Here is a 23,550-nt window from a genome sequence, read left to right as displayed (position 1 = left end):
GATTCACCGTCCCGGTACGGGGCCATGGAAACGGGTGGTCTCCGAGGTGGACACCGAATCATCCACCGCGTTCACCGTGATGGTTACGTCCTGGCCGGCGCCGCGGACGTCCTCTACCTGTGCCCGCAGGCGGGTGGGGATGGCGCGTTGCTCGCCGGCCGCAACGGTGAACCGCTCGGGATCGGTCTCCACCACCAGCCCGCTGATCCCGGCCGCCGCCACGGTGTAGGTCCGCGGTTCCTGGCCCATGTTCATCACCCTCAGTGTGTAGACGTTCTCGACCAACCCTTCATCGAGCTCCCGATAGAGGACATTGCGATCCGGAAGGATATCCACCCGCAGGGGGGTACGCATGGCGACCGCCGTCAGGGTGCCGACCAACAGGGCGAGGAGTAGCACCGAGTACACGATCACCCGCGGGCGGAGCACATGGGTCGGCTTGCCCTCCAGGGCATTCTCGGTCGTGTAGCGGATCAACCCGCGCGGGTAGCCCATTCGGTCCATGACCTGATCGCAGGCATCGATGCAGGCGCCACAGGCGATGCACTCATATTGCAGCCCATCACGGATGTCGATGCCGGTCGGGCAGACCTGTACGCACAACGTACAATCGATGCAGTCGCCGAGCCCGAGCTCCCGGGGATCCGCGCCCCGTTTCCGCGGACCACGGGGCTCACCGCGCGCTTCGTCGTAGGAGATGATCAAGGTGTCGCGGTCGAACATCGCGCTTTGAAAGCGCGCATACGGGCACATGTACAGACAGACGTTCTCCCGCATGAACCCGGCGTTGCCCCAAGTGGCGAAGCCGTAGAAGACCATCCAGAAGGTCTCCCAGGGACCCAGATTGAAGACGATGAGCCGCTCACCGAGCTCGCGGATGGGGGTGAAGAACCCCACGAAGGTGAAACCCGTCCAGGCCGCAAAGATCACCCAGAGGGAGTGCTTGCTCAGCTTGCGGAGAATCTTTTCCCGCGTCCACGGCCCCTTGTCCAGCTTCATCCGCTTGGCCCGATCGCCCTCGGTCCAGTGCTCCATCCACAGGAACACCTCGGTCCAGACCGTCTGCGGGCAGGCGTAGCCGCACCACACCCGGCCCGCCAGGGCGGTGACGAAGAACAGTGCCAAAGCGGCGATGATCAGCAACAGGGCCAGGAAAAAGAAGTCCTGGGGCCAGAAGGTCATGCCGAAGATATGGAACTGCCGTGCGGGCAGATCCAGCAGCACCGCCTGACGGCCGTTCCAGGGTACCCAGGGCAGCAGGTAATACAGGCCCAGCAGCGCGAAGACCGCAATCTTGCGCAGGGTCTGGAAGCGCCCCTTGATCTCCCGCGGGTAGACCTTCTCCCGGGACTGGTACAGGGAGCCGACTTCGGCGTTGTCCGCCTGTGGCTCGCCACGACGCTGGTGACGCCGCCCCTGGCCTGCCTCACTCATCGGTGTCCTCTTCCTCCCTCGGCTCGGTTCCCGGCCGGCGGGGCCGGCCGGCGGGGGCGAACAACCAGACGCTGACCGCGCTGGAAACGGCGCACACCGCCCAGAACATGAAAAACCCCAGGGTGTAGCCCAGGCGCCGTCCGATCTCCCAGTCCGGGACCGTTTCGTAGCGCAGGGTTTCCGGATCCACGTTGGCGAAGAACACCATGGTGGCCACCCCCGCGGTCAGAAACGACGGCCACAGGATGGCCCCGAGCCAGCGCACCCGGCGGCGCTGGCGCGGCGTCATGGGTTGGTCACTCACTGGCACCCCCCGCCTGCCCGGACAGCCGATACACGTACGCGGTCAGAACATGGATCTGCTCCTCATCGAGGAGATCCTGCTGGGCCGGCATTTGCGCCTGACGCCCGTTATTCAGTGTCTCCCGGATGCTTTCCAGCGAGCCCCCGAAGCGCCAGACATCGTCGGTAAGGTCCACGGCGCCGATCTGGGGGTTACCGGTACCGTCCGCCCCGTGACAGGCCACGCATTGCTGCATGTAGATCCCCTCGCCCGCATCCACCAGTTGCTGCGGCGCATTCCGGCCGTTGAGCGTATACACGTAGGCGGACACCTGCTCGATCTGCCGCCTGCTCAGGCTGTCACCGAAGGCGGGCATCACCCCGTTACGGCCATTGGTGAGGGTCGCCTTGATGGTGTCCGGATCACCACCGTATTGCCAGGAGTCATCGGCCAGGTTGGGATAACCCCGCGCGCCACGCCCGTCCGAGCCGTGGCAGACCGCGCAGTTGTTGGCGAACAAGCGGCGGCCGGTCTCCATGGCCTGCGGGTTGCCGGCCAACTCGGGCACCGGCGTGGCCGCGTAGGACTCGTAGAGCTCCGCGGTCTGCTCACGCATTGCCGCCACCTCCTGTTCCCACTTCGAGTACTGGCTCCAGCCGAGCACCCCGTCATACCGCCCGAGCCCGGGGAAAAGGACCAGGTAGACCAGCGCGAACACGATGGTGATATAGAACAGATACAGCCACCATCGGGGCATGGGCTGATTGTATTCAGTGAGATCGTCGTCCCAGACGTGACCGGTGGTCTCGTGGGCCGCCGCCTCCCCCGGACGGGGCTTGGCCGTCCAGCGGATCAACCAGTAGCAGGCGGCGATGTTCGCCAGCGTGAGTACGATGATGAACCAGTGCCAGAAGCTGCTCATTGCCCATTCCTTCTGTCTTTTTCGTCACGCCGCTCCGCATCGACAGGCAGGCGGGCCGCCTCGTCGAAGTCCTTCTTGCGGCGACCGCTGTAGGCCCAGAACACAATGCCGACGAATATCACCAGGAGGACCCCGGTAATGATGCCGCTGACGGTACCGCTATCCATGGCCCACCCTCACCGGCTCACCGCCGTGCCCAGCCCCTGGAGGTAGGCGATCACGGCATCCATTTCGGTCTTGCCCTCGAGTTGTGACGCGGCCTCATTGAGCTGCTCCTCGCTATACGGGACACCGAGGAGCCGCTTCTGCGAGCGCATCCGCGAGACCACCGCCTCCGGGTCCAACTCCCGTTCCGCCAACCACGGGTAGGCGGGCATATTGGACTCGGGCACCACGTCCCTAGGGTTCATCAGATGCGCGTAGTGCCAGTCATCGGAATACCGGCCACCGACGCGGGCCAGATCAGGGCCGGTGCGCTTGGACCCCCACTGGAAGGGACGGTCGTAGACGAACTCCCCCGCCACCGAATAGTGGCCGTAGCGTTCGGTCTCCGCGCGGAAGGGCCGGATCTGCTGGGAGTGACAGTTGTAGCAACCCTCACGCACGTAGACATCCCGACCCGCGAATTCCAGCGGCGGATCGGGTTCCACCCCCTCCACCGGCTCAGTGGTCTGGGAGGCGAACAGCAACGGCACGATCTCCACCAGGCCACCGATGCTCACCACGATGAAGATGAGCACCGCCATCAGCCCGACGTTTTTCTCGACTACCTCATGTGACATCGATGGTGCTCCTCAAGCGGTTTCCGGTGCCGGGCGTGTCGCTGCACGCTCGTGCGGGCGAACGGTCATCCACACGTTCCAGGCCATGATCAGCATGCCGGTAAGGAACAGCACGCCGCCGAGCAGACGCACCGCATAGTAGGGATAGGTAGCCTCGAGGGACTGCACGAAGCTGTAGGTAAGGGTGCCGTCCGGATTGGTCGCCCGCCACATCAGTCCCTGCATGACGCCCGCGATCCACATGGAGGCGATGTAGAGCACCACGCCGATGGTGGCGATCCAGAAATGGGCACCGATGGCCTTGATGCTATACATCTGCTCGCGCCCCCAGAGCTTGGGGATCAGCGCATACATGGATCCGATGGTGATGAACGCCACCCAGCCCAGCGCCCCCGAATGCACGTGGCCGATCGTCCAGTCGGTGTAGTGGGACAGCGCGTTCACCGTCTTGATGGACATCATCGGCCCCTCGAACGTGGACATGCCGTAGAACGATAGGGAGACGATGAGGAAGCGGATGATCGGGTCATCGCGGAGCTTATGCCACGCCCCGGACAACGTCATGATCCCGTTGATCATGCCGCCCCATGACGGCGCAAGCAGGATCAGCGAGAACACCATACCCAGCGACTGGGCCCATTCCGGCAGGGCCGTCCAGTGCAGATGGTGGGGGCCGGCCCACATGTACACCGAGATCAAGGCCCAGAAGTGCACCACCGAAAGCCGGTACGAATAGATCGGCCGCCCCGCCTGCTTGGGCACAAAGTAGTACATCATCCCGAGAAAGCCCGCGGTCAGGAAGAAGCCCACCGCGTTGTGCCCGTACCACCACTGCACCATCGCATCCACCGCACCGGAGTAGACCGGGTAGGACTTGGTCAGCGACACCGGGATGGCCAGATTATTCACCACGTGGAGCAGCGCGATGGTGATGATGAACGCGCCGTAGAACCAGTTGGCCACGTAGATATGCTTTTCCCGGCGCTTGAGGATGGTGCCGAAGAAGACCACCGCGTAGGCGACCCACACCAACGTGATTAGCACATCGATGGGCCACTCGAGCTCCGCATACTCCTTGCTCTGGGTAATCCCCAGCGGCAGGGTGATCGCGGCCGCCACGATGACCACCTGCCAGCCCCAGAAGGTGAATGCGGTCAGCGCGTCCGACAACAATCGCCTGCCACAGGTGCGCTGCACCACATAGTAGGAGGTGCCGATCAACGCGCTGCCCCCGAACGCGAAGATCACGGCATTGGTATGCAGGGGCCGCAAACGGCTAAAGGTCAGCCATGGCAAGTCGAAATTCAGTGCAGGCCAGTACATCTGGGCCGCGATGAACACGCCGACGAGCATGCCCACCACCCCCCATACCACCGTCGCGATGGCGAACTGGCGCACCACTTTGTCGTTGTAGGCCGGTGTCGCGTCCATAGATCGGATTTCCATCTCAAGTACGGATTGCGGATTAGTAGTTGTCGCGCTTGGCCCCGCCGTGCGAAGTGGCGGGCTCGCCTGTCCTGCGCGGCTCGACGAAACTACCCGAGCGCTGCATCATTATCGCGTAGACGCCGCCGGGGTTGTTGATTTGCATCAACTCGCTTAGGTCGCCACCGGGTGGCGCCCCGGAGCAACCACAAAAATAGCATAAACATATGCTTCTACGTAATAGTGGACGCGGGCCGTCCCCGGCGTGCCGCTGCGCCCGGAACACCATTGGAGGGAGAATGAAGCGCATCTGTGTCTACTGCGGGTCGCGCCCCGGCCACCACCCGGAGTTCCGTGAGGCCGCCTTCGCCCTGGGGGCCGCCCTCGCCCGGCAACGGGCGACCGTGGTATACGGCGGCGCCGCCGTCGGAATGATGGGCGCGGTGGCGGACGGTGCCCTAGACGCCGGCGGCGAGGTCATCGGCGTCATCCCCGAGAGCCTGCTCGCACGGGAGGTGGGCCATCGGGAGATCACCGACCTCGAGGTAGTGGACTCCATGCACCAGCGCAAGGCGCGCATGGCCGAGCTCTCGGACGCATTCATCGCCCTACCCGGCGGCCTGGGCACGCTGGAGGAGGTCTTCGAGATCCTCACCTGGGCACAGCTCGGCTTCCACCGTAAGCCCTGCGGGCTGCTCAACGTTGCCGGCTATTTCGATCACCTGGTGCGCTTCCTCGACGCCGCGGTGACGGCGGGCTTTCTGCCACGCTCCCACCGGGAGATGCTACTGGTCGGGGACGACCCGGACGGTTTGCTGGAGGGATTCGCCGCCTATCGACCACCACGTGTCACCCAGTGGATCGACGAGCGGAGCACCTAGGCGTCGCGTCGATGGTCCCTTCCACAAGCAGGCTCCGCGCGTACCTTGCCGAGGCCCGGGATCCCCATAACGCATACCGCCGGCTGGTGGTCCTTCCCCCGCCGGCAACACTCGCACCTACAGCGGCAGCCCTCGAGGCCCCGGCGATCGCGGTAACCAGTGCCACCGACCTGCCGGTGGGCAGCGTCCGGCCGGACGACGCCGGGGCCCTATTGGGGCATGAGTACCGCGACATTCTGATCGACGTCCGCGAAGGACTGGACCTGGACGCGCTGGCCGCGGCGGCGGGCGCGGTCCAAGGGGGCGGGTTGCTCTGCCTGCTGGTGCCAGCGCTCCCGGACTGGCCATCTCTCGCGGATCCGGGGCTGGCACGCTGGCTGTCCTGGCCGGCAGAGCCCGTCGATGCCGCCGGGCACTTCCGCCGCCGCTTGATCCGGCTGTTGCGTGAAGACGCCTCCGTGATGATCCACCCGGCGGCGCCTCCTCCGCTCCCTCCACCGCCGCCACCCACTGCACCAGCGGCGGATCCCCAATGCGCCACCCGGGATCAGGAGGCGGCGGTAGCGGCGGTCCTCGGCGTCGCATCCTCGCCTCGGCCGCACCCGTGCGTGATCACCGCGGACCGCGGACGGGGCAAGAGCGCTGCGTTGGGGATTGCCGCGGCACGCCTCGCCGCCAGCGGTTACGCCTCGATACTCGTCACCGCGCCCCGGCGTTCCGCCGCCACGACACTGCTGCGGCACGCGGGGGCGGACGTCACACCCGCGGTGCGTTTCCTTCCCGCCGACGAGCTCCTGCGCCATCACCACGACGCGCAGCTGCTGCTCGTGGATGAGGCGGCCGGGCTGTCCGGCCCCGTCCTGGAGGCCCTGCTCCAGCGCTACCAACGGGTGGCCTTCGCCACCACCATCCATGGCTACGAGGGCACCGGCCGCGGCTTCCGCCTCCGTTTCCGGGAGACACTGGAACGGATCGCCCCGGAATACACGGCGCTCCATTTGGCCACTCCGGTCCGATGGGCCACGGGTGATCCCCTGGAGGCATTCCTGTTCGAGGCCCTGCTCCTCGACGCCGAGCCGGCCACCGGCGTTACCACCCCGGATTCCCCACCACAGGTGGAACACGTGCGTGCCTCGGCCTTGGCCGCCGACGAGCGGGCGCTTCGCGAGCTCTTCGGGCTGCTTGTCGACGCGCACTACCAGACACGCCCGGAGGACCTGCGGCGCATGCTGGAGGCCCCGGAGGCGGCCATCTGGCGAATCGTCGACGGCGCAGGACACACGATCGCCGCGGGACTGACGCTGGAAGAGGGCGGGCTGCCGCGGGATCTTCAGGGCGCGATACTCCACGGCGAACGGCGCCTCCGAGGCCACCTCCTCCCCCAGTCGCTGGCCGCCCATGCCGGCCTGGCGGATGCCACCCGCCTGCGACATCGGCGCGTCCACCGCCTTGCCGTGCACCCGGATCTGCAACGCCGCGGCCTCGGCCGGCGCCTGCTCACGGCCATTACAGAGGCGGCCGCCGCCGATGGCCTGGACACCGCCGGCACGGTCTTTGGTGCCACCCCCGAGCTCCTGGCCTTCTGGCGCTCGGCGGGATTCGATCCCATCCACGTGGGCCACCGGCGGGACGCCGCCAGCGGCACCCGCGCCGCCTTCATGCTGCGCCCGTGCTCGGCCGCCGGCCGTGCGCTCACCAGCCTCGGTACGACGGCCTTCGCCAACGACCTGCCCTGGCGCCTCGCCGGCCCCCTCCGGGACTCGCCGGCGGCGTTGGTCGCCGCATTACTCCAGGGACTCCCCTTCCCGCCCCCCACCGGCCGGGACCGGGCTATCGCCGCCGCCTTCGCCCATGGCCACCGAGGCGCCGACGACGCCGGTGCCGCCATCCAACGGCTCCTGCTCTCCGCCGGCGCCGGGGGTCTGCCCGAGGCCTTGTCCCCCACGGACCGTGCGCTGCTCATCGGCCGCTTCCTCCAGCATCAAGGCTGGGCCACGCTCGCCGCGGAGGCCTCGGCGTCCGGACGTCGCCAAGTCACCGACCGCCTGCGCCGGGCCGTCGCCATGCTGCTCGCCGTGGCGCCACAGTGAGCCTGGCAGTGTTCCCCTTTACCGTTTCCGGGAGAGGGCACGGCGGCTAAGATCCCCGGCGAACACGACACCCAAGGCAAAACGGGAGCCGCCTGCATGCACTACCTCCTGCGCCGCGTCTGCCCCCCGGCACGCTACGCCGCCTATATTCTCAGCCTTGCTGGCCTCGCGGTCTCTCTACCCGCATGGCTCCTCGGTGTCTGGTGGCTCTGGCCCGCAGCCTTGGTGTTCGCCGCCCTCTCCGCCCTGGGGACCCGGGATATCCTCCAGCGGCGACACACCGTCAGCCGTAACTACCCGATCCTCGCCCACCTTCGTTATGGCCTGGAATCCATCGGCCCGGAGATCCGCCAGTACTTCATCGAATCCGATACCGAGGAGCGGCCGTTCTCGCGGCAGCAGCGGGCGGTGGTGTACCAGCGCGCCAAGCAGGTCCACGACAAGAAACCCTTCGGAACCCTTCTCGATGTTTATGCCGAGGGCTACGAGTGGTTGAGCCCGTCCCTGCGGCCGGCGCCGGTCTCCGACCCGGATTTCCGAGTCACGGTGGGCGCAGACCCGGCGCGGCCGTATTCCACCAGCCTGCTGAATGTCTCGGCGATGAGCTTCGGCGCCCTCTCCGCCAACGCGATCACCGCCCTGAACGCCGGGGCCGCCCGCGGCGGCTTCTATCACGACACCGGCGAGGGGGCCATCTCCCGCTACCACCTCAGCCACGGGGCGGATCTGGTCTGGGAGATCGGCTCCGGCTACTTTGGCTGCCGTGATGCCGATGGCCGTTTCAACGCCGAGCGCTTCCGCGAACACGCCCGCCGGGACAGCGTCCGCATGATTGAGATCAAGCTTTCCCAGGGTGCCAAGCCCGGCCATGGCGGCATCCTCCCCGCTGCCAAGGTCACCGCCGAGATCGCCGAGACACGGGAGGTCCCGGTGGGACAGGATGTCATCTCCCCCGCCAGCCATTCCGCCTTCCGCACGCCCCGGGAGCTCATGGACTTCATTTGCGAGCTCCGCGAACTCGCCGACGGCAAGCCAGTGGGCATCAAGCTCGCCATCGGCCAACCGTGGGAGTGGTTCGGCATCGTCAAGGCCATGCTCGCCAGCGGCGAGCACCCGGACTTCGTGGTGGTAGACGGCGGTGAGGGCGGCACCGGGGCGGCCCCGCTGGAATTCATCAACCGCCTCGGCATGCCCCTCAATGACGGCCTGCTACTGGTGCACAACACCCTGGTGGGCGCGGGGCTGCGGGAACGGGTGCGGGTGGCGGCGGCCGGCAAGATCACCACCGCCTTCCACATCGCCCGTACCCTGGCCCTGGGGGCGGACTGGTGCAACTCCGCCCGCGGCTTTATGTTCTCATTGGGCTGTATCCAGTCCCTGTCCTGTCACACGGACCGCTGTCCAACGGGGGTCGCGACCCAGGACCCGCGCCGCGGTGCCAACCTAGACGTCACCGACAAGGGGGACCGGGTCTATCATTTCCACCGCAGCACCCTGACCTCGTTGGCGGAGATGCTCGCCGCCACCGGCCTCAGCCACCCCTCCGAGATCGGCCCGGAGCACGTCCTGCGCCGGATCTCGCGTACCGAGGCCCTCTCCTACCGCGACCTCCACCAGTTTCTGATGCCCGGAGAGCTCTTGGAGGGAGACACCGACGCGCCCATGTTCCGCGACTACTGGGCCAGCGCCCGGCCCGACAGCTTCGCGCCACCAGCGGAGATTGCCGGGCTTCGTACCACTAAGCTACGCTGACCCGGGATTCCAGAGGGCGATCATGCGACACCCGTTACTGCGGCTGCTGCTTTTCCTCGGCCTGCTCGTCGCGCTGTTCACCGCCGAGATGTTGATGCCGGTACAAGAGCACGTCATTCGGCCGTTCACCGCCGGCGTGGCCCATGTTTCCGCCTGGCTCGTGCAGCTCTTCGACGGCAATGTCATCGCTCAGGGCGTCATCCTGCGGCACAGCGGCAATGGCGCCGCCGTGGCGATCCAGCCGGGCTGCAACGGCGTAGAGGCCATGATCGCGCTGTTCGCGGCGGTCATGGCATTCCCAGCGCCCTGGCGTTACCGCCTCCTCGGCCTCGGCGCCGGCTTCGTGGCAATTCAGGCGCTCAACCTGGTTCGCATCATCACCCTGTTCTACCTGCTGCAGTGGAACGAAGCGATCTTCGAGTTCGCGCACCTCTACCTGTGGCAGGCCCTGATCATCCTCGATGCGCTGGTGGTATTCCTGATCTGGCTGCGGCGGCTGCCGGCACCGGAGGCCGCTGCCCATGCCTGAGCTCGAGCCGAAGGCATTCATCGTCCGTACCCTGCTGTGGCTCGTCATTGCCTTCAGCATCTGGGCCTGGGGGTCGCCGCTGCTGTTGCTACCCTTGGGATGGCTTATGGATCCACTACTTACCGCCCTCCAGCCCGCGGCGGTGGCCGGTGCGGAGGCGAGTCGTGTAAGCATCGATGTGGTCACCCGCTTCGATCCCTCCATGCTCCCGGGCCGAGGTGCGGACACCGATGGGCGCGCCGCGGAGGTGGTGTTCTCGGTCAACGCCCTGAAGTATGGCTATGGTCTGCCCATCATCGCGGCCCTCACCTTGGCGGCGGAGGGTGGCGCCTGGCCGAGGAGGCTCGCCTGCGTGCTCACCGGCTTTTTCCTGGTCCTTGCGATCCAGGCGTGGGGCGTGACCTTCGAGGCGCTGCTGACACTCGGCCACCGCCTGGGTCCAGAGGTCGCCGCGGCAGTGGAGTTGCCACGCCTGGGGCGTGAGGGCGTGGCCCTGGGCTATCAGTTGGGCAGCCTGATCTTGCCGCCCGTAATCCCGGTGATCTGGTGGGCGGGCTGGCACATGCCGGAGGTCCTGCGCCTGGCCGGTCGCGAGACCAGCGCACAATGACCCCTACAACCAGTCAATGACCATCACGCCCAGGCTCAGCCGAGTGGCCTCGTGATCATAGCCGATCAGGCTCTCGCCGTAGCCATGGAACAGCTGCAAGTAGCCCTTCAGGCCTCCCCCGATGGGCCGCGTGTAATCGAGCTGTACGGCCCCCCGCAACGGGGCATCAATACCGAGATTGCTGCGCAGCGTGACCGTGTACGTGTTCGGGCCGTCGCGGTAGTGGCCGCGCAGCTCCCCGTGGCCGTAATAGTCGACGATATCCGGATTGTCGTCCTCGGAGGCCGCCTCGGGGATCCGCCACCAGCCCCGGGCGGAGACCGCCAGGTCACCATTATCGAACAACACCCCGGTCGTGAGCCGGTTCCAGCTCCGCGACAGGGGGTCGCTGCGACCATTGGACATGTGACTGAGCCCGAGGGTGACCACGCGGCCATACAGGCCGAATAGATCGAAGTCGGTACGGTAGGAATAGATCAGCTCCGGCTCATAGTTGGTCTCACGAAACGGCCGCGAGGCGCCACCGTCGTAGGCCTGCCAGTAGGACTGCTGCGTGTACGCCAACCACAGATCACCCCGGCGTGAGAACAGATCCGGCCAGACCTTAGCCTTGAGGCTGATCTGATACTTGAGCTCCACGTTATCCCCGCCCCCGGAGTCCCTCTCAATAATGCCCCGCCGGTCCGGGGAGAACTGATAGGAAAGCGGAAGGATGTAGGTGGGTCGGTAAGGGGTGATGACGAAGGGGCCGCGATCGCTCTGCGCCACCAGCTCCCAGCGACGTGCCAGGGCCGAGGGCTCCGGGCGCTCGGCCTCCGCCTGCAGTTCCGCCTCGCCGCCCGCGCGTTCCCCCGGCAACAGCTCATCGGCAGACCGTCCGGTGGGGGTGCGCCCCAGGGTCGTGTCGTAACAGGTCAGGCGATCCTGGGGATCCTCCAGCTCCATACAACCCTGCAGCCGCTCATCCGGTAGCCCCCGTCCCGCGGACCCGGTATCGTCCGCGCCTATCGCCCCCGCCGGACCACCAAGGAGACCAGCACAGACGATACCGGCAAGGTACGGTCGCAACCCGCAATGGTGCACAGGCAAGGCCCCCATCTCGCTGGCCGGCATGGAGTCTCGAATTATGGCCAATGCCGCCGACGCCGGGAAGGGCAGGCAACCCCGCCGGCATGCAGGGGGGCTCCGCGATCGGTTACGCTTGCAGGCCCCGATACCGATCACACCGGGAACGCACGGGATGGAGCAGGAAGGCGTCATCAAGTTCGAGCTTCGCCACCGGCACGGGCCTGCGCCCGCGCGGGGCCTCGTAGCGGGTCTCGACGCCTGGCGCCAGATCCTGCACCGATTGGCCCTGCTCGGGCAGGATCCGAAGCGCTACGGGGGACTCGGATTCGGCAATGTCAGCCGCCGATTGCCGGACGGCGATGGCTTCCTGGTGAGCGGTACCCAGACCGGCGGGTGGTCGATCCTTGGGCCCGATGGCTACACCCGCGTGACCCATTGGGACGCAGGCCAGAACGCGGTGCGCTCGCTGGGACCGGTCCGCCCCTCCTCGGAGTCACTCACCCACGGTGCCGTCTATGCCGCGGATGCCGCCGTCGCCTGGGTCTTCCATGTCCATTCCCCCGAGATATGGGGACGCCATTCCGAGCTGGGGATCGCCGCCACCCCCGCGGAAGTCCCCTACGGTACCCCCGAGATGGCCCGGGCGGTAACGCAGGTGGTAGCACGGGAAGGCAGCAGCGGCCTGTTCGCCATGGGGGGACACCGCGACGGCATCGTCGCCTATGCCCCCGGCGCGGAAACCGCGGGCTGCGCCCTGCTCGGCGCCCTCGCCGCGGCCCTGGCCGCCGCCAGCTCCGACTGACCGCCAACCCTGGAGACCGACATCTTGAGCGACGAGCGCATCCGCATTCGTGGTGCACGCCAGAACAACCTGCGTGGCCTGGACCTCGACATCCCGCTGGGGGAGTTGGTGGTGATTACCGGGGTCTCCGGGTCCGGTAAATCCTCGCTCGCCTTCGACACGGTCTACTCCGAGGGCCAGCGCCGCTACGTCGAGACCTTCTCCCCGTATGCGCGCCAGTTTCTCGACCGCATGGACAAGCCGGCCGCGGACCGCATCGACGGCATCCCCCCGGCCATCGCCATCGATCAGACCAATCCGGTGCGAACATCGCGCTCCACCGTGGGCACCATGACCGAGCTGAACGACCACCTGAAGCTCCTCTATGCCCGCGCCGCGGAACTCTACTGCCTGGGCTGCGGCCGGCGCGTGCGCCGGGACAGCCCGCCGGGCATCGCCGAGCAACTGCTCCACCAGGCACCGGGGGAACGGGCGGTGATCCGTTTTACCGTCTCCGTGCCCGAGGGGTTCGGCGCCGACGAGGTCCGCTCGCTGCTCCAGCGCCAAGGCTATACCCGGATCGAGGCCACCACCGACGGCTTCGAAGTGATCCAAGACCGCTTGCGTCTGGAGGAGTCACGCCGCGGCCGGCTGGTGGAGGCCGCAGAGGTCGCGCTGAGGCACGGCCGCGGCCACATGCGCGCCGACATCCTGGACGATACGCATACAGTGCGGGCCCAATACCGGTTCTCCTCCGCCCTGCACTGCCCCGACTGCGACCGCCATTATCGGGACCCTGAGCCCAACCTGTTCTCCTTCAACTCCCCCATGGGGGCCTGTGAGCACTGCCGCGGCTTCGGCCGGGTCATGGGCATCGATTACGACCTAGTGATCCCCGACCCCCGCCTCAGCCTGGCCGAGGGCGCCATCCGGCCATGGCAGTCCGGGCAGTCGGCGGAGTGCCAATCCGATCTGCTGGCCTATGCGCGCCGGCGCGGCGTACCGACGGACGTCCCCTGGCAGGAACTCGACGAGGCGGACCGCCGGTGGGTGATCGAGGGCGAGGGGGACTGGGACCAACCGGACACCTGGTACGGGGTCCGGCGTTACTTCGAGTGGCTCGAATCGCGCTCCTACAAGATGCACGTGCGGGTGCTGCTGTCGCGCTACCGCAGCTACGACCTCTGCCCGCGCTGCCATGGGGCCCGCCTCAAGCCGGAGGCCCTGGCCTGGCGACTCGGTGATCGGGAGACTGCGGACGCGGCCCTGGCACCGGAGCAACGCTTTCGCCCCGAGGGCGCCACGCTGCCGGCGGAACGCCTTGCCACCCTGCCCGGCCTATGCATCCATGACCTGCTGCGCCTGCCCCTGGAGCGCACCCGGGCGTTCTTCGAGGCCGTTGCGCTGCCCGCGCCCCTGGACGATGCGGCACAGGTCCTGCTCGAGGGCATCGGCGGTCGTCTCCGCTACCTCAATGAGGTGGGGCTGGGCTACCTGACCCTGGACCGCCAGTCCCGCACCCTCTCCGGCGGCGAGGTACAGCGCATCAACCTGACCACTGCCCTCGGCACCTCCCTGGTCAATACCCTGTTCGTGCTCGACGAACCCAGCATCGGCCTGCACCCCCGGGACATGGAACGGATCATCGCCGTGATGCAACGGCTCCGGGACGCCGGTAACTCCCTGCTGGTGGTGGAGCACGACCCCCAGGTGATGGCCGCCGCGGACCGCATCATCGACATCGGCCCGGGTCCCGGCGAACGCGGTGGCCGCATCGTCTTCCAGGGTTCGCCGCGGGAGCTGGCCAGCGCCACGGCATCGCTGACGGCGGACTACCTCCAAGGCCGTCGCACGGTGGGGGGGGCCGACGCCGATCAGCCCACGGCGGCCACCGAATGGTTGACGGTGCGAGGCGCCCGCGCCAACAACCTGCGCGACCTGAACGTCGCCTTCCCTCATGGGCGGATGACCGTGCTCACGGGCGTCTCCGGCTCCGGGAAGTCCACGCTCATGAACGACGTTCTCTACCGGGGCTTGCGCAAGCGACGCGGACATCCCGTGGACGTGCCGGGGGAACACGACGAGATCCTGGGCGACGGCATCCTCGACGATGTGGTGCTGGTGGACCAGGCCCCTATCGGGCGCACGACGCGCTCCAATCCAGCGAGTTACGTCGGCGCCTTCGAGGGCATACGCAAGCTCTTCGCCGCGCAACCTTTGGCCCGGGAGCGCGGTTATACCAAGGGGACATTCAGCTTTAATTCCGGTGCCGGGCGCTGCCCCACCTGCGGCGGTAACGGCTTCGAGCACGTGGAGATGCAGTTCCTCTCCGACGTCTACCTGCGCTGCCCGGATTGCGACGGTCGCCGCTACCGACCCGAGGTCCTCGAGGTCACCGTCGCCCCGGCGGGCCAAGGCACAGGGCCACCCTGTTCCATCGCCGAGGTCCTCGAGATGACCGTCACCGAGGCCCTGGGGTTCTTCGCGGACCAGCCCGAGATCCTCCGTGGCCTTGCGCCGCTAACCGACGTTGGGCTCGGTTACCTGCGTCTCGGCCAGCCGGTGCCCACCCTCTCCGGGGGCGAATCCCAACGGCTCAAGCTCGCCGGCCACCTGGCCCGAAACGCCGGGCGCGAGCGCGGCGAGCGACTGCTGTTGCTCCTCGACGAGCCGACCACCGGGCTGCACTTCCACGATATCGCCGTCCTGCTCGGGGCGTTCCGCCGGCTGCTCGCAGAGGGCCACACGTTGGTGGTCATCGAGCACAACCTGGACGTCATGGCCGCCGCCGACTGGATCATCGATCTCGGTCCCGAGGGCGGTGACCGGGGCGGGACCCTGGTGGCGAGCGGCACACCAGCGTCGCTGCGCGCACATGGGGCAGGCCACACCGCCACCGCCCTCCGAGGGCATCGTCAGGGGCCGTACACCCTGATGCCGGAGCCCAGCACCGTGGTTCGCGAGTCGCCGCCGGCACCACGGAGCCCGGCGGCCATCCACATCCAACACGCCCGGGAACACAATCTGCGCGGCATCGACGTCGACATCCCCCGCGACCGCCTGACGGTGATCACCGGCATTTCGGGGTCGGGGAAGTCCACGGTGGCCTTCGACATCCTATTCAACGAGGGCCAACGCCGTTACCTGGAATCCCTCAATGCCTATGCCCGGCAGTTCGTCCAGCCGGCCTCGCGCCCGGACGTGGACGCCATTTCCGGGATCCCGCCCACGGTGGCCATTGAGCAGCGCACCAGCCGGGGCGGCCGCAAGAGCACCGTGGCCACCATGACGGAGATCCACCACTTCCTCCGGCTGCTGTTCGTCAAGCTCGGCACCCAGTACTGCCCGGACTGCGATCTGCCGATCCGCGAGCAAACCCCCGGGGCCATCACCGCCCAGCTGCTCGCCGAGCACCGCGGCACGCGTATCCGCCTGCTCGCACCGCTGGTCATCGCGCGCAAGGGCTACTATAACGAGCTCGCCCGATGGGCCGCCGGCAGGGGCCACGAGTGGCTGCGGGTGGACGGCGAGGACCGCCCGACCACCGACTGGCAACGCCTGGACCGTTACCAGGAGCACGACATCGATCTGCCGATCGCGGAGCTCACCGCGGATCCCGCCCGGGAATCCGCCCTGCGCGAGGCCCTGGAGGACGCGCTCGCCTATGGCGGCGGGACCGCGCGCATCGTCCACAACGGCGACGAGCGGCTGGTCTCCACGCGCCGCGCCTGCCCCGGCTGCGGGCAGAGCTTCGCGCCCCTGGACCCAAGGTTGTTCTCCTACAACTCCAAGCACGGGTGGTGCCCGAGGTGTTTCGGTACCGGCGAGGTCCTGCCCGGCTTCGACGCGGAGCAGACCGGCGAGGAGTCCACCTGGCGAAACAGCGAGGCGGAGGAGGCGCGCCTGTGCCCGGATTGCGGCGGCAGCCGGCTCAACGCCGTCGCCCGCGCCGTTCGCCTGGCGGGATATGGGATCAGCGAGCTCAGCGCCGAAACCGTAGACGCCGCCGGGGAGCGTTTCCGGAGCCTGGAGCTGGGCGAACGGGGTGCCACCATCGCCCGGGATATCCTGCCGGAGATCCAAAACCGGCTTCGCTTCCTCGCGGAGGTCGGGCTCGGCTATCTCACCCTGGACCGTAGCGCGCCGACGCTGTCCGGCGGCGAGGCCCAACGCATCCGCCTCGCCGCACAGCTCGGCTCCAATCTCCAGGGTGTGTGCTACATCCTCGACGAACCCACGATCGGCCTCCACCCGCGGGACAACCGCATGCTCCTCGACACCCTTGCCCGCCTGGAGGGCAAGGGCAACACCATCGTGGTGGTGGAGCACGACGAGGAAACGATACGCCGCGCGGAGCACGTGATTGACCTCGGCCCCGGGGCGGGGGTTCATGGCGGGCGCGTCGTCGCGGCCGGCACGCCCGGGGAGCTCCTCGCCAACCCCGACTCCGTGACTGGCCGCTGCCTCGCCAACCCCCTGCACCATCCCTTGGCGAGCCACCGGCGGGACAGTACCGGCGCCGAGGCGCTCCGGATCGTCGGGGCCCACCGCCATAACCTCCGCTACGTCGATGCCCGTATCCCGCTGTCACGGCTCACGGTGGTCAGCGGCGTATCCGGCTCCGGCAAGTCCACCCTGGTGCGCGACGTCCTCCTCTCGGACCTGCGCCGCCTGCTCGGCGGAGCGTCCGGGGCCGGGGAAGCCCTACGGGGATGCCAGGCCGTCGAGGGCTGGGCGGCGGTCGGCCGGGTACTGGAAGTGGACCAGACGCCCATCGGCAAGACCCCCCGCTCGTGCCCGGCGACCTATGTCGGCATCTGGGACGAGATCCGACGCCTGTTCGCCCAGACCGAGGAGGCGCGGATTCGCGGCTACGGCCCGGGGCGGTTCTCCTTCAACACGCCGGAGGGCCGCTGTGGGGGCTGCGACGGCCAGGGGATGCGCCGGATCGAGATGAGCTTCCTGCCGGACGTCACCACGCCCTGCGAGGTCTGTCACGGCCTGCGATTCACGCCGGAGACCCTGGCCGTGACCTGGCGCGGGCACTCCGCGGGTGACGTCCTCGCCATGAGCGTGGATGAGGCGGTGGAGTTCTTCGCCGCCCACCGGAAGGTGCACCACACCCTGCGCCTGCTCCAGGACACGGGCCTGGGCTATCTGACCCTGGGCCAGCCCAGCCCCACCCTCTCCGGCGGCGAGGCCCAACGGCTGAAGCTGGTCACCGAGCTGGCCAAGGCCGGCTCGGGGAGCCCCCGGAGGCGCCCGCCCCATACCCTCTACCTGCTCGACGAGCCCACTGTCGGGCTGCACATGGCGGACGTGGAGAAGCTCATCGGGGTGTTCCACCGACTCGTCGATGCCGGGCACACGGTGGTGGTCATCGAGCACAACCTGGACATCATCGCCGAGGCGGACTGGATCCTGGACCTCGGACCGGAGGGCGGCGAGGCAGGGGGACGATTGGTCGCCAGTGGCACGCCGGAGGCGGTGGCCGATGCGAAGACCCCCACTGGCCAGATCCTCCGGGAGTTCCTCGATGAACGCCGGGCCGGCCCCGCGGCGGGGGAGGCAGGCAAACGAACGGGGCAGCGCTGATCGCGCCGCCCCACGGGTGCTAGGACCGGGATGTTGCCCGCCGCCGTTACTGCTCCACCGGGATACGGCGGGAAACGGCGGCGTCTCGCTTGCCGATGTCGATGTGCAGCACCCCCTGATCACCACGGGCGCGGATGTTCTCCGGGTCCGCGCTGTCCGGCAGCGCGAAGCGCCGATAGAACACGCCGTGGGAACGCTCCCGGCGACGAACGCCACCCTCATCGCTGGTGGTCTCGCTGCTACGCTCACCGCGGATGGAGAGGACCCCGTTCTCCATGGTCACCTCGATATCCTCGGGCTTCACGCCGGGGATATCCGCCTCGACCACGAACTTGTCCTTCTCCTCGCGGATATCCACCGCCGGGACCCACTGGCTGGTCTCCACGGTGGAGAAGTCCCGGGCGAGGTCCATGAGCGGGGACTCGAACAGTCGGTTGAATTCGTCGCTGAGTGTGGAAGGGCTGCGGCCCGGACGATAACGGGTCATATCCATAGCGATCACCTCCCTTTGAATCGTGGAACACTCTTGTCGCGTACCATTTACGTCGACTCATTCCGGAATATGGGGATCTCCCGTTACCGTTCAAGGCCCCCCGGCGACACGATCACGCAGATAGGCCGGAATCACCGCCTCCGGCGACACGGGTGCCGTTCCGGCCTCCCGGGCCAGGGCCAGGCAGTCCACGGCATCGGGCAGCCGACCGGGATCGGTCCCGACGAGCCGCTCACCGAGGATGCCACCAAGTTCCTCACCATGGGCGCTGAATCCGGTGCCGGTACCATGCCAGACTGCCCCCTCCCCCGGCAGTGATACCATGCCGGGCTGACAGACCCGCTCCGCCGCGGCAGGGACGAGGCATTGGCCACTCCACCAGAAACAACCCCAGTACACCTCCCCCATGCGCGCATCCATGGCCACGGCCACACGTTCCACGCCGTGCTCACGGCAAGCGCCGCGGGCGACCGTGGCCAGTGTCGATACCGGGATCACGCCCAGCCCCGCGCCGAGCGCAAGCCCCTGGGCCACACCGACCGAGATACGCACGCCGGTGAATGAACCCGGCCCGCGGCAACAGGCGATGGCGGACAGCGTGGCCAGACGGTAATCCGCCTCGGCGAGGACCTCCTCCACCATGGCGAGGACCATGCCCGAGTGCCGGTGTCCCGCGGTGGCGGAGCGGGCGACGGTCCCGGCGTCCGTCGCTAATGCCACCGAGCACGCCTCGGTGGTGGTATCGATCGCCAGCAGGCGGTTCATTGCGGCGTCTCCTCCCCCCTTACCGTCGCCGCGGGCGGCGCCTCCGCGGCCTCGAAATCGAACTCCAGCTGCACATTCTCCGCATAGGGATCAAAGGTCCCCGTATACGGGCTGCTGCTTGGCCCCATCTGGTAGCTGGAGGCCTCCCGGACCGACAGCGGCGGACCGACACGCTGGCGCACCAGGGCATAGGCCGCCAGCGCCATCGCCGTCACCCCCAGGGCCCAGAAGAGCCCCGTCGGCCCGATCAGACCCATGAGCTGGGAGGTCAGCACCGGCCCCACGATCATGCCCACGCCATGGACCAGGAGCAGCCCGGCGCTGGCACCGAGGAGCTGGGAGGCATCGACGAAATCGTTGGTCAGCGATACCGATAGCGGATAGATGGTGAAGGCCAACCCGCCCCAGAGCATGGCCATGATCACGACCGCCAGCGCGCTCACCCCGGTAAGGAACACCATGCCAAAGCTGGCCACGGCAACAGCCGCCGACACGGTGGCGATCACGTCCCGGCGGTTGTAGAGGTCGGAGAGCCGCCCGATGGGGTACTGCAGCAGGAAGCCACCGACAATGGTCAGCCCCATGAGTATGGCGATCATGGAGGAGCTGAAGCCGGCACCGCGGGCGTACACCGGCCCCATGCCCAGGAACGCGCCGTTGATCAGCCCGGCCGCCGCCGAGGCCATTAGCCCGAGCGGGGAGGCGCGGTAGAGCTCGCGCAGTCCGATGGCGGCGATCTCGCGGAGCTCCGGCGAGGAGGTGCGGGTCACGGTCACCGGGACCAGGGCGAGACCGATGAGGGCGGCGGACAGGCTGAACAGCTCGAAGCCGCCGGGATCGGCGAACATGAGCAGGAACTGGCCACCGCCGAGACCGACATAGGTGACCACGCTATAGAACCCGAAGACCTGGCCCCGGTATTCCCGCGGCGTGCGGTCGTTGAGCCAGCTCTCGGTAACCATGTACAGCCCGGCGATGGAGAAGCCGTAGACCAGGCGCATCGCCCCCCACACGGCCGGCTCAATGAAGATCGGATAGGCCAGGGTGCTGATGGCGCCGATCACCGCAAAGGCCGCGAAGGCGCGGATATGGCCGACCCGGGCGATCAACCGGCCACAGACCCGGGTGGCGAGCACGAAGCCCACCGAATAGCACGCCGCCACCAGGCCGATGACCTGGGTCGGGAACCATTCCATGGTCATGCGCACGCCGACGAGCGTACCCAGCAGCCCGCCACCGGTGAGCAGCAGACCGAAGGAGACGAACAGGGCGATGAACGGGGTAATGGTTTTCAGCATGCCAAGGATGGATCGTACCGGGGCTCTCGGGGCGGACTATACTGTAATCGGATCCACTCGACATCGACGACCGCCGCAGGGAGTACCCTGCACCGCCCTCGCGACCGCCGCACCGAGCGCTTCCCTTTTCGATCCTCAGCACATGCGACGTTAAGCGCTCAATAGCTTCAATCCTGTCAGGGAAGCACAGAAAATGACCACGATGGTTGCAGCGATTCAGACGCCCCCGGTGCTGCTCGACCGGGAACAGACCATTGCGAAGGCAGTGGGACTGATCCGCGAGGCGGTACAAGGCGGCGCATCACTTCTCGTTTTCCCCGAGGCGTATATCCCCGGCTATCCGACCTGGATCTGGCGGCTACGGCCGGGGGGCGACATGGCACTGTCCGGCGAGATCCACGCAATACTGCGCGACAATGCGGTGGACCTGACCGGCGATGACCTCCACCCCCTGCAGGATGCCGCGGCCGAGCATGGGGTGACCGTCGTCGTCGGTATCAACGAGATCGACAGCCGCTTCAGCGGCACGACCCTGTTCAACACGGTGGTCGTGATTGGCCCGGATGGGGCGGTAGTAAACCGCCACCGGAAGCTCATACCGACCAACCCGGAGCGCATGGTCTGGGGCCCAGGAGACGCGACGGGACTGAGGGCGGTTGACACGCCGGCGGGGCGCCTCGGCTGCCTCATCTGCTGGGAGAGCTACATGCCGCTGGCCCGCTATGCCCTGTATGCCCAGGGTCTGGAGGTCCTGGTCATACCGACATGGGACAACGGCGAAGTTTGCCTCGCCACCTCACGGCATATCGCCAGGGAAGGCGGTTGCTGGGTCATAGCGCTGGCCACCGCCCTTCAGGGAAGCGACATACCGGCGGATTTCCCGCAACGGGATACCTACTTCGAGCCGGAGGAATGGATAAACTCCGGTGACGCGGTCGTCGTGGCGCCGTCCGGCGCTATAACGGCGGGGCCACTGCATCGGGAGAAGGGCATTGTGTACGCGGAGATCGACGTGGAAGCTTCCCGCCGAGCTCGACGTTCGCTGGATGTCTGCGGCCACTACGCTAGGCCGGATATCTTCTCCATGTCCGTCGATCGACGGGCCCTCGAGCCGGCCCGATTCATCGATTGATACACTCGACCCGCGGACCCGTGAAGGCTCCGCATGACGATGGTGCCCGCTGATGGAGGGCGCCATCGCTGCCCTCGGCGCTGACAGGGCTTCCTCCCCTTTAGGAACACCGTGAGGTGCCAGCACCGATCTTGACGCCGCCTATCGAGTAATGCATTAATAATAGGCCAACCCGAATGACGGAGAAGCAATCCGTTGATCCGGTATCCCTGTATCCCCCCCCAGCCTTTCCGGGCACAGCGCATTCACGAGGGCCGCTTCGGGTAGGCCGTGAGCCTGTCACCGCATCCGTTGCCCCACCGACGGCCCTCCGCGACGAAACCGGGCCATCGGGTCCCGGGCGCGAACGATCCGGCGGCAGGCGTCACACCGACACCTTGCCCACACCGAATCCACCCACGGAACCCAGCGAGGAACACCACCATGGAGTTCATGGAGGCTATCAACCGCTACGAGTCGGAGGTGCGCAGTTACGTGCGCAGCTTCCCCACGGTCTTCGAAAAGGCTCGCGGCTCGTATCTCTACAACACCGACGGCACCGCTTACCTGGACTTCTTTGCGGGGGCGAGTGTCATGAACTACGGACACAACCATCCGGAGCTGAAGAAGGCACTGATCGACTATCTCGAGGGGGACAACATCACCCACAGCCTGGACATGGCGAGCGTGGCCCGCGCCGAGTTTCTGCAGGCGTATTACGACATCATCCTTGCCCCCCGCGGGATGAATCACCGCATCCAGATCCCCGGCCCCACCGGCACCAACGCCGTGGAGAGCGCGCTGAAGATTGCCCGCAAGGCCAAGCAGCGGGAGGGCTTTGTCGCCTTCACCAACGCCTTCCACGGGATGACACTGGGCTCGTTGTCGGTCACCGGCAATCAGTTCAAGCGCGACGGCGCCGGCGTGCCGCTGTCCAACACCGCATCGATGCCCTACGACAGCTACTTTGGCGATGAATTCGACACCATCGATTACTTCGAGAAGATGCTCGCCGACGGCGGCAGCGGTGTGGGCATCCCGGCCGGCGTGATCGTGGAGACGGTGCAGGCCGAGGGCGGGGTGCGCGTGGCCAGCGGCGAATGGCTGCGCAAGCTCCAGGCCCTGTGCCGGCAGCACGACATGCTGTTCATCATCGACGACATTCAGACCGGAAACGGCCGCACCGGCGCCTACTTCTCCTTCGAGGACTTTGACCTGGACCCGGACGTGATTACCGTCTCCAAGTCCCTGGCTGGTTATGGGTTGCCGTTGTCCATCGTGTTGGTCAAGCCGGAGTTCGACATCTGGGAGCCCGGTGAGCACAACGGCACCTTCCGTGGCTTCAACCCGGCCCTGGTTACGGCCCGGCGCGCCCTGGAGCTGTTCTGGCGCGATGATGCCTTCGCCCGCGAAACGCGGCGCAAGGGCGAGAAGATCCGCGCCTGGCTCGAGGACTTGGTGCAACGCCACCCCGAGGCCAAGGGCGAGGTCCGCGGTCGCGGGATGATGCAAGGCGTGGAGTTCGAGGATCAGGAACTCGCCGGCGCGATTTCCCAACGCTCGTTCGCCCATCGGCTGATCATCGAGACCGCCGGGCCCAATGACGAGGTGCTCAAGCTCCTGCCGCCGCTGACCATCGAGGAGGAAGACCTCGACAAGGGCCTCGCGATCATAGAGCAGGCCATGGGCGAGGCGCTCGCCGAACGCGGTATTGCATGAGCGCCTGCGGCG

General features: G+C 67.3%; 19 protein-coding genes. 9 read left to right on the top strand and 10 right to left on the bottom strand.

The window, feature by feature from the left end:
* Positions 1-3 precede the first annotated feature (3 nt).
* The 6 genes from ccoG to ccoN are packed head-to-tail and all read right to left on the bottom strand — an operon-like array spanning position 4 to position 4,852.
* Positions 4-1,434, bottom strand: coding sequence for a cytochrome c oxidase accessory protein CcoG (gene ccoG, locus ACQ754_RS02005; RefSeq protein ID WP_440995310.1), 1,431 nt, complete (start codon positions 1,432-1,434; stop codon positions 4-6).
* A complete protein-coding gene (locus ACQ754_RS02000) occupies positions 1,427-1,738 on the bottom strand; it encodes a hypothetical protein (RefSeq protein ID WP_440995309.1) in 312 nt (103 codons plus the stop codon). Before ACQ754_RS02000 ends, ccoG begins: the two co-directional genes overlap by 8 nt.
* Complete coding sequence (ccoP, locus tag ACQ754_RS01995) at positions 1,731-2,639, bottom strand: cytochrome-c oxidase, cbb3-type subunit III (protein ID WP_440995308.1); 909 nt, start codon at positions 2,637-2,639, stop codon at positions 1,731-1,733. The genes ACQ754_RS02000 and ccoP overlap by 8 nt, the downstream gene beginning before the upstream one ends.
* Entirely contained in the window at positions 2,636-2,806 is a 171-nt protein-coding gene (locus tag ACQ754_RS01990) for a cbb3-type cytochrome oxidase subunit 3 (RefSeq protein ID WP_440995307.1), read from the bottom strand. The genes ccoP and ACQ754_RS01990 overlap by 4 nt, the downstream gene beginning before the upstream one ends.
* Positions 2,807-2,815: 9 nt before the next feature.
* Positions 2,816-3,421 carry a cytochrome-c oxidase, cbb3-type subunit II gene (ccoO, locus tag ACQ754_RS01985; RefSeq protein WP_440995306.1) on the bottom strand — a complete coding sequence of 202 codons (606 nt, stop codon included), beginning with the start codon at positions 3,419-3,421 and terminating at the stop codon, positions 2,816-2,818.
* Between the two features lie 12 nt (positions 3,422-3,433).
* Complete coding sequence (gene ccoN / locus ACQ754_RS01980) at positions 3,434-4,852, bottom strand: cytochrome-c oxidase, cbb3-type subunit I (protein WP_440995305.1); 1,419 nt, start codon at positions 4,850-4,852, stop codon at positions 3,434-3,436.
* Between the two features lie 293 nt (positions 4,853-5,145).
* Here ccoN and ACQ754_RS01975 point away from each other — a divergent pair, with 293 nt between their 5' ends.
* The 5 genes from ACQ754_RS01975 (at position 5,146) to ACQ754_RS01955 (ending at position 10,708) form a co-directional block, all read left to right on the top strand.
* A complete protein-coding gene (locus ACQ754_RS01975; protein WP_440995304.1) occupies positions 5,146-5,727 on the top strand; it encodes a TIGR00730 family Rossman fold protein in 582 nt (193 codons plus the stop codon).
* Positions 5,728-5,738: 11 nt separating this feature from the next.
* Positions 5,739-7,817: a GNAT family N-acetyltransferase gene (locus ACQ754_RS01970; RefSeq protein WP_440995303.1), complete on the top strand. Its 2,079-nt coding sequence runs from the start codon at positions 5,739-5,741 to the stop codon at positions 7,815-7,817.
* A gap of 96 nt (positions 7,818-7,913) precedes the next feature.
* Entirely contained in the window at positions 7,914-9,569 is a 1,656-nt protein-coding gene (locus ACQ754_RS01965; RefSeq protein WP_440995302.1) for an FMN-binding glutamate synthase family protein, read from the top strand.
* Positions 9,570-9,591: 22 nt separating this feature from the next.
* Positions 9,592-10,098, top strand: a complete 507-nt coding sequence (xrtH, locus tag ACQ754_RS01960) for an exosortase H (protein WP_440995301.1) — start codon at positions 9,592-9,594, stop codon at positions 10,096-10,098.
* Positions 10,091-10,708, top strand: coding sequence for an exosortase H-associated membrane protein (locus tag ACQ754_RS01955; RefSeq protein WP_440995300.1), 618 nt, complete (start codon positions 10,091-10,093; stop codon positions 10,706-10,708). Before xrtH ends, ACQ754_RS01955 begins: the two co-directional genes overlap by 8 nt.
* Positions 10,709-10,711: 3 nt before the next feature.
* On the opposite strand, the gene ACQ754_RS01950 is transcribed toward ACQ754_RS01955, so the two are convergent.
* Positions 10,712-11,653: a phospholipase A gene (locus tag ACQ754_RS01950; protein ID WP_440995299.1), complete on the bottom strand. Its 942-nt coding sequence runs from the start codon at positions 11,651-11,653 to the stop codon at positions 10,712-10,714.
* 295 nt (positions 11,654-11,948) lie between these two features.
* Here ACQ754_RS01950 and ACQ754_RS01945 point away from each other — a divergent pair, with 295 nt between their 5' ends.
* Both ACQ754_RS01945 and uvrA read left to right on the top strand, forming a co-directional pair.
* The gene (locus tag ACQ754_RS01945) at positions 11,949-12,578 is read left to right on the top strand and encodes a class II aldolase/adducin family protein (protein WP_440995298.1); all 630 of its coding nucleotides are present in this window, start codon (positions 11,949-11,951) and stop codon (positions 12,576-12,578) included.
* Between the two features lie 24 nt (positions 12,579-12,602).
* Positions 12,603-18,152, top strand: a complete 5,550-nt coding sequence (uvrA, locus tag ACQ754_RS01940) for an excinuclease ABC subunit UvrA (protein WP_440995297.1) — start codon at positions 12,603-12,605, stop codon at positions 18,150-18,152.
* Between the two features lie 46 nt (positions 18,153-18,198).
* Here uvrA and ACQ754_RS01935 read toward each other — a convergent pair whose 3' ends face one another.
* The 3 genes from ACQ754_RS01935 to ACQ754_RS01925 all read right to left on the bottom strand — a co-directional run bounded on the left by ACQ754_RS01935 (position 18,199) and on the right by ACQ754_RS01925 (position 20,708).
* A complete protein-coding gene (locus ACQ754_RS01935; protein WP_440995296.1) occupies positions 18,199-18,645 on the bottom strand; it encodes an Hsp20/alpha crystallin family protein in 447 nt (148 codons plus the stop codon).
* A gap of 90 nt (positions 18,646-18,735) precedes the next feature.
* The gene (gene tsaB, locus ACQ754_RS01930; protein WP_440995295.1) at positions 18,736-19,410 is read right to left on the bottom strand and encodes a tRNA (adenosine(37)-N6)-threonylcarbamoyltransferase complex dimerization subunit type 1 TsaB; all 675 of its coding nucleotides are present in this window, start codon (positions 19,408-19,410) and stop codon (positions 18,736-18,738) included.
* On the bottom strand, positions 19,407-20,708 hold the full coding sequence (locus ACQ754_RS01925) for an MFS transporter (protein WP_440995294.1): 1,302 nt from the start codon (positions 20,706-20,708) through the stop codon (positions 19,407-19,409). The genes tsaB and ACQ754_RS01925 overlap by 4 nt, the downstream gene beginning before the upstream one ends.
* Positions 20,709-20,901: 193 nt before the next feature.
* Between ACQ754_RS01925 and ACQ754_RS01920 the strand changes: the two genes are divergently transcribed.
* Together ACQ754_RS01920 and ectB are read left to right on the top strand one after the other, a co-directional pair.
* Positions 20,902-21,840 (top strand): carbon-nitrogen hydrolase family protein, encoded by a 939-nt coding sequence (locus tag ACQ754_RS01920; RefSeq protein ID WP_440995293.1) that lies wholly within the window; start codon positions 20,902-20,904, stop codon positions 21,838-21,840.
* A 423-nt stretch (positions 21,841-22,263) separates the two neighbouring features.
* The gene (gene ectB, locus ACQ754_RS01915; RefSeq protein WP_440995292.1) at positions 22,264-23,538 is read left to right on the top strand and encodes a diaminobutyrate--2-oxoglutarate transaminase; all 1,275 of its coding nucleotides are present in this window, start codon (positions 22,264-22,266) and stop codon (positions 23,536-23,538) included.
* Positions 23,539-23,550: the final 12 nt, after the last annotated feature.

Source organism: Arhodomonas sp. SL1 (genome assembly GCF_052060015.1).
GTDB lineage: Bacteria > Pseudomonadota > Gammaproteobacteria > Nitrococcales > Nitrococcaceae > Arhodomonas.
Note: the sequence above shows the minus strand (reverse complement) of the source record. Positions and strands in the feature narration are given on the sequence as shown.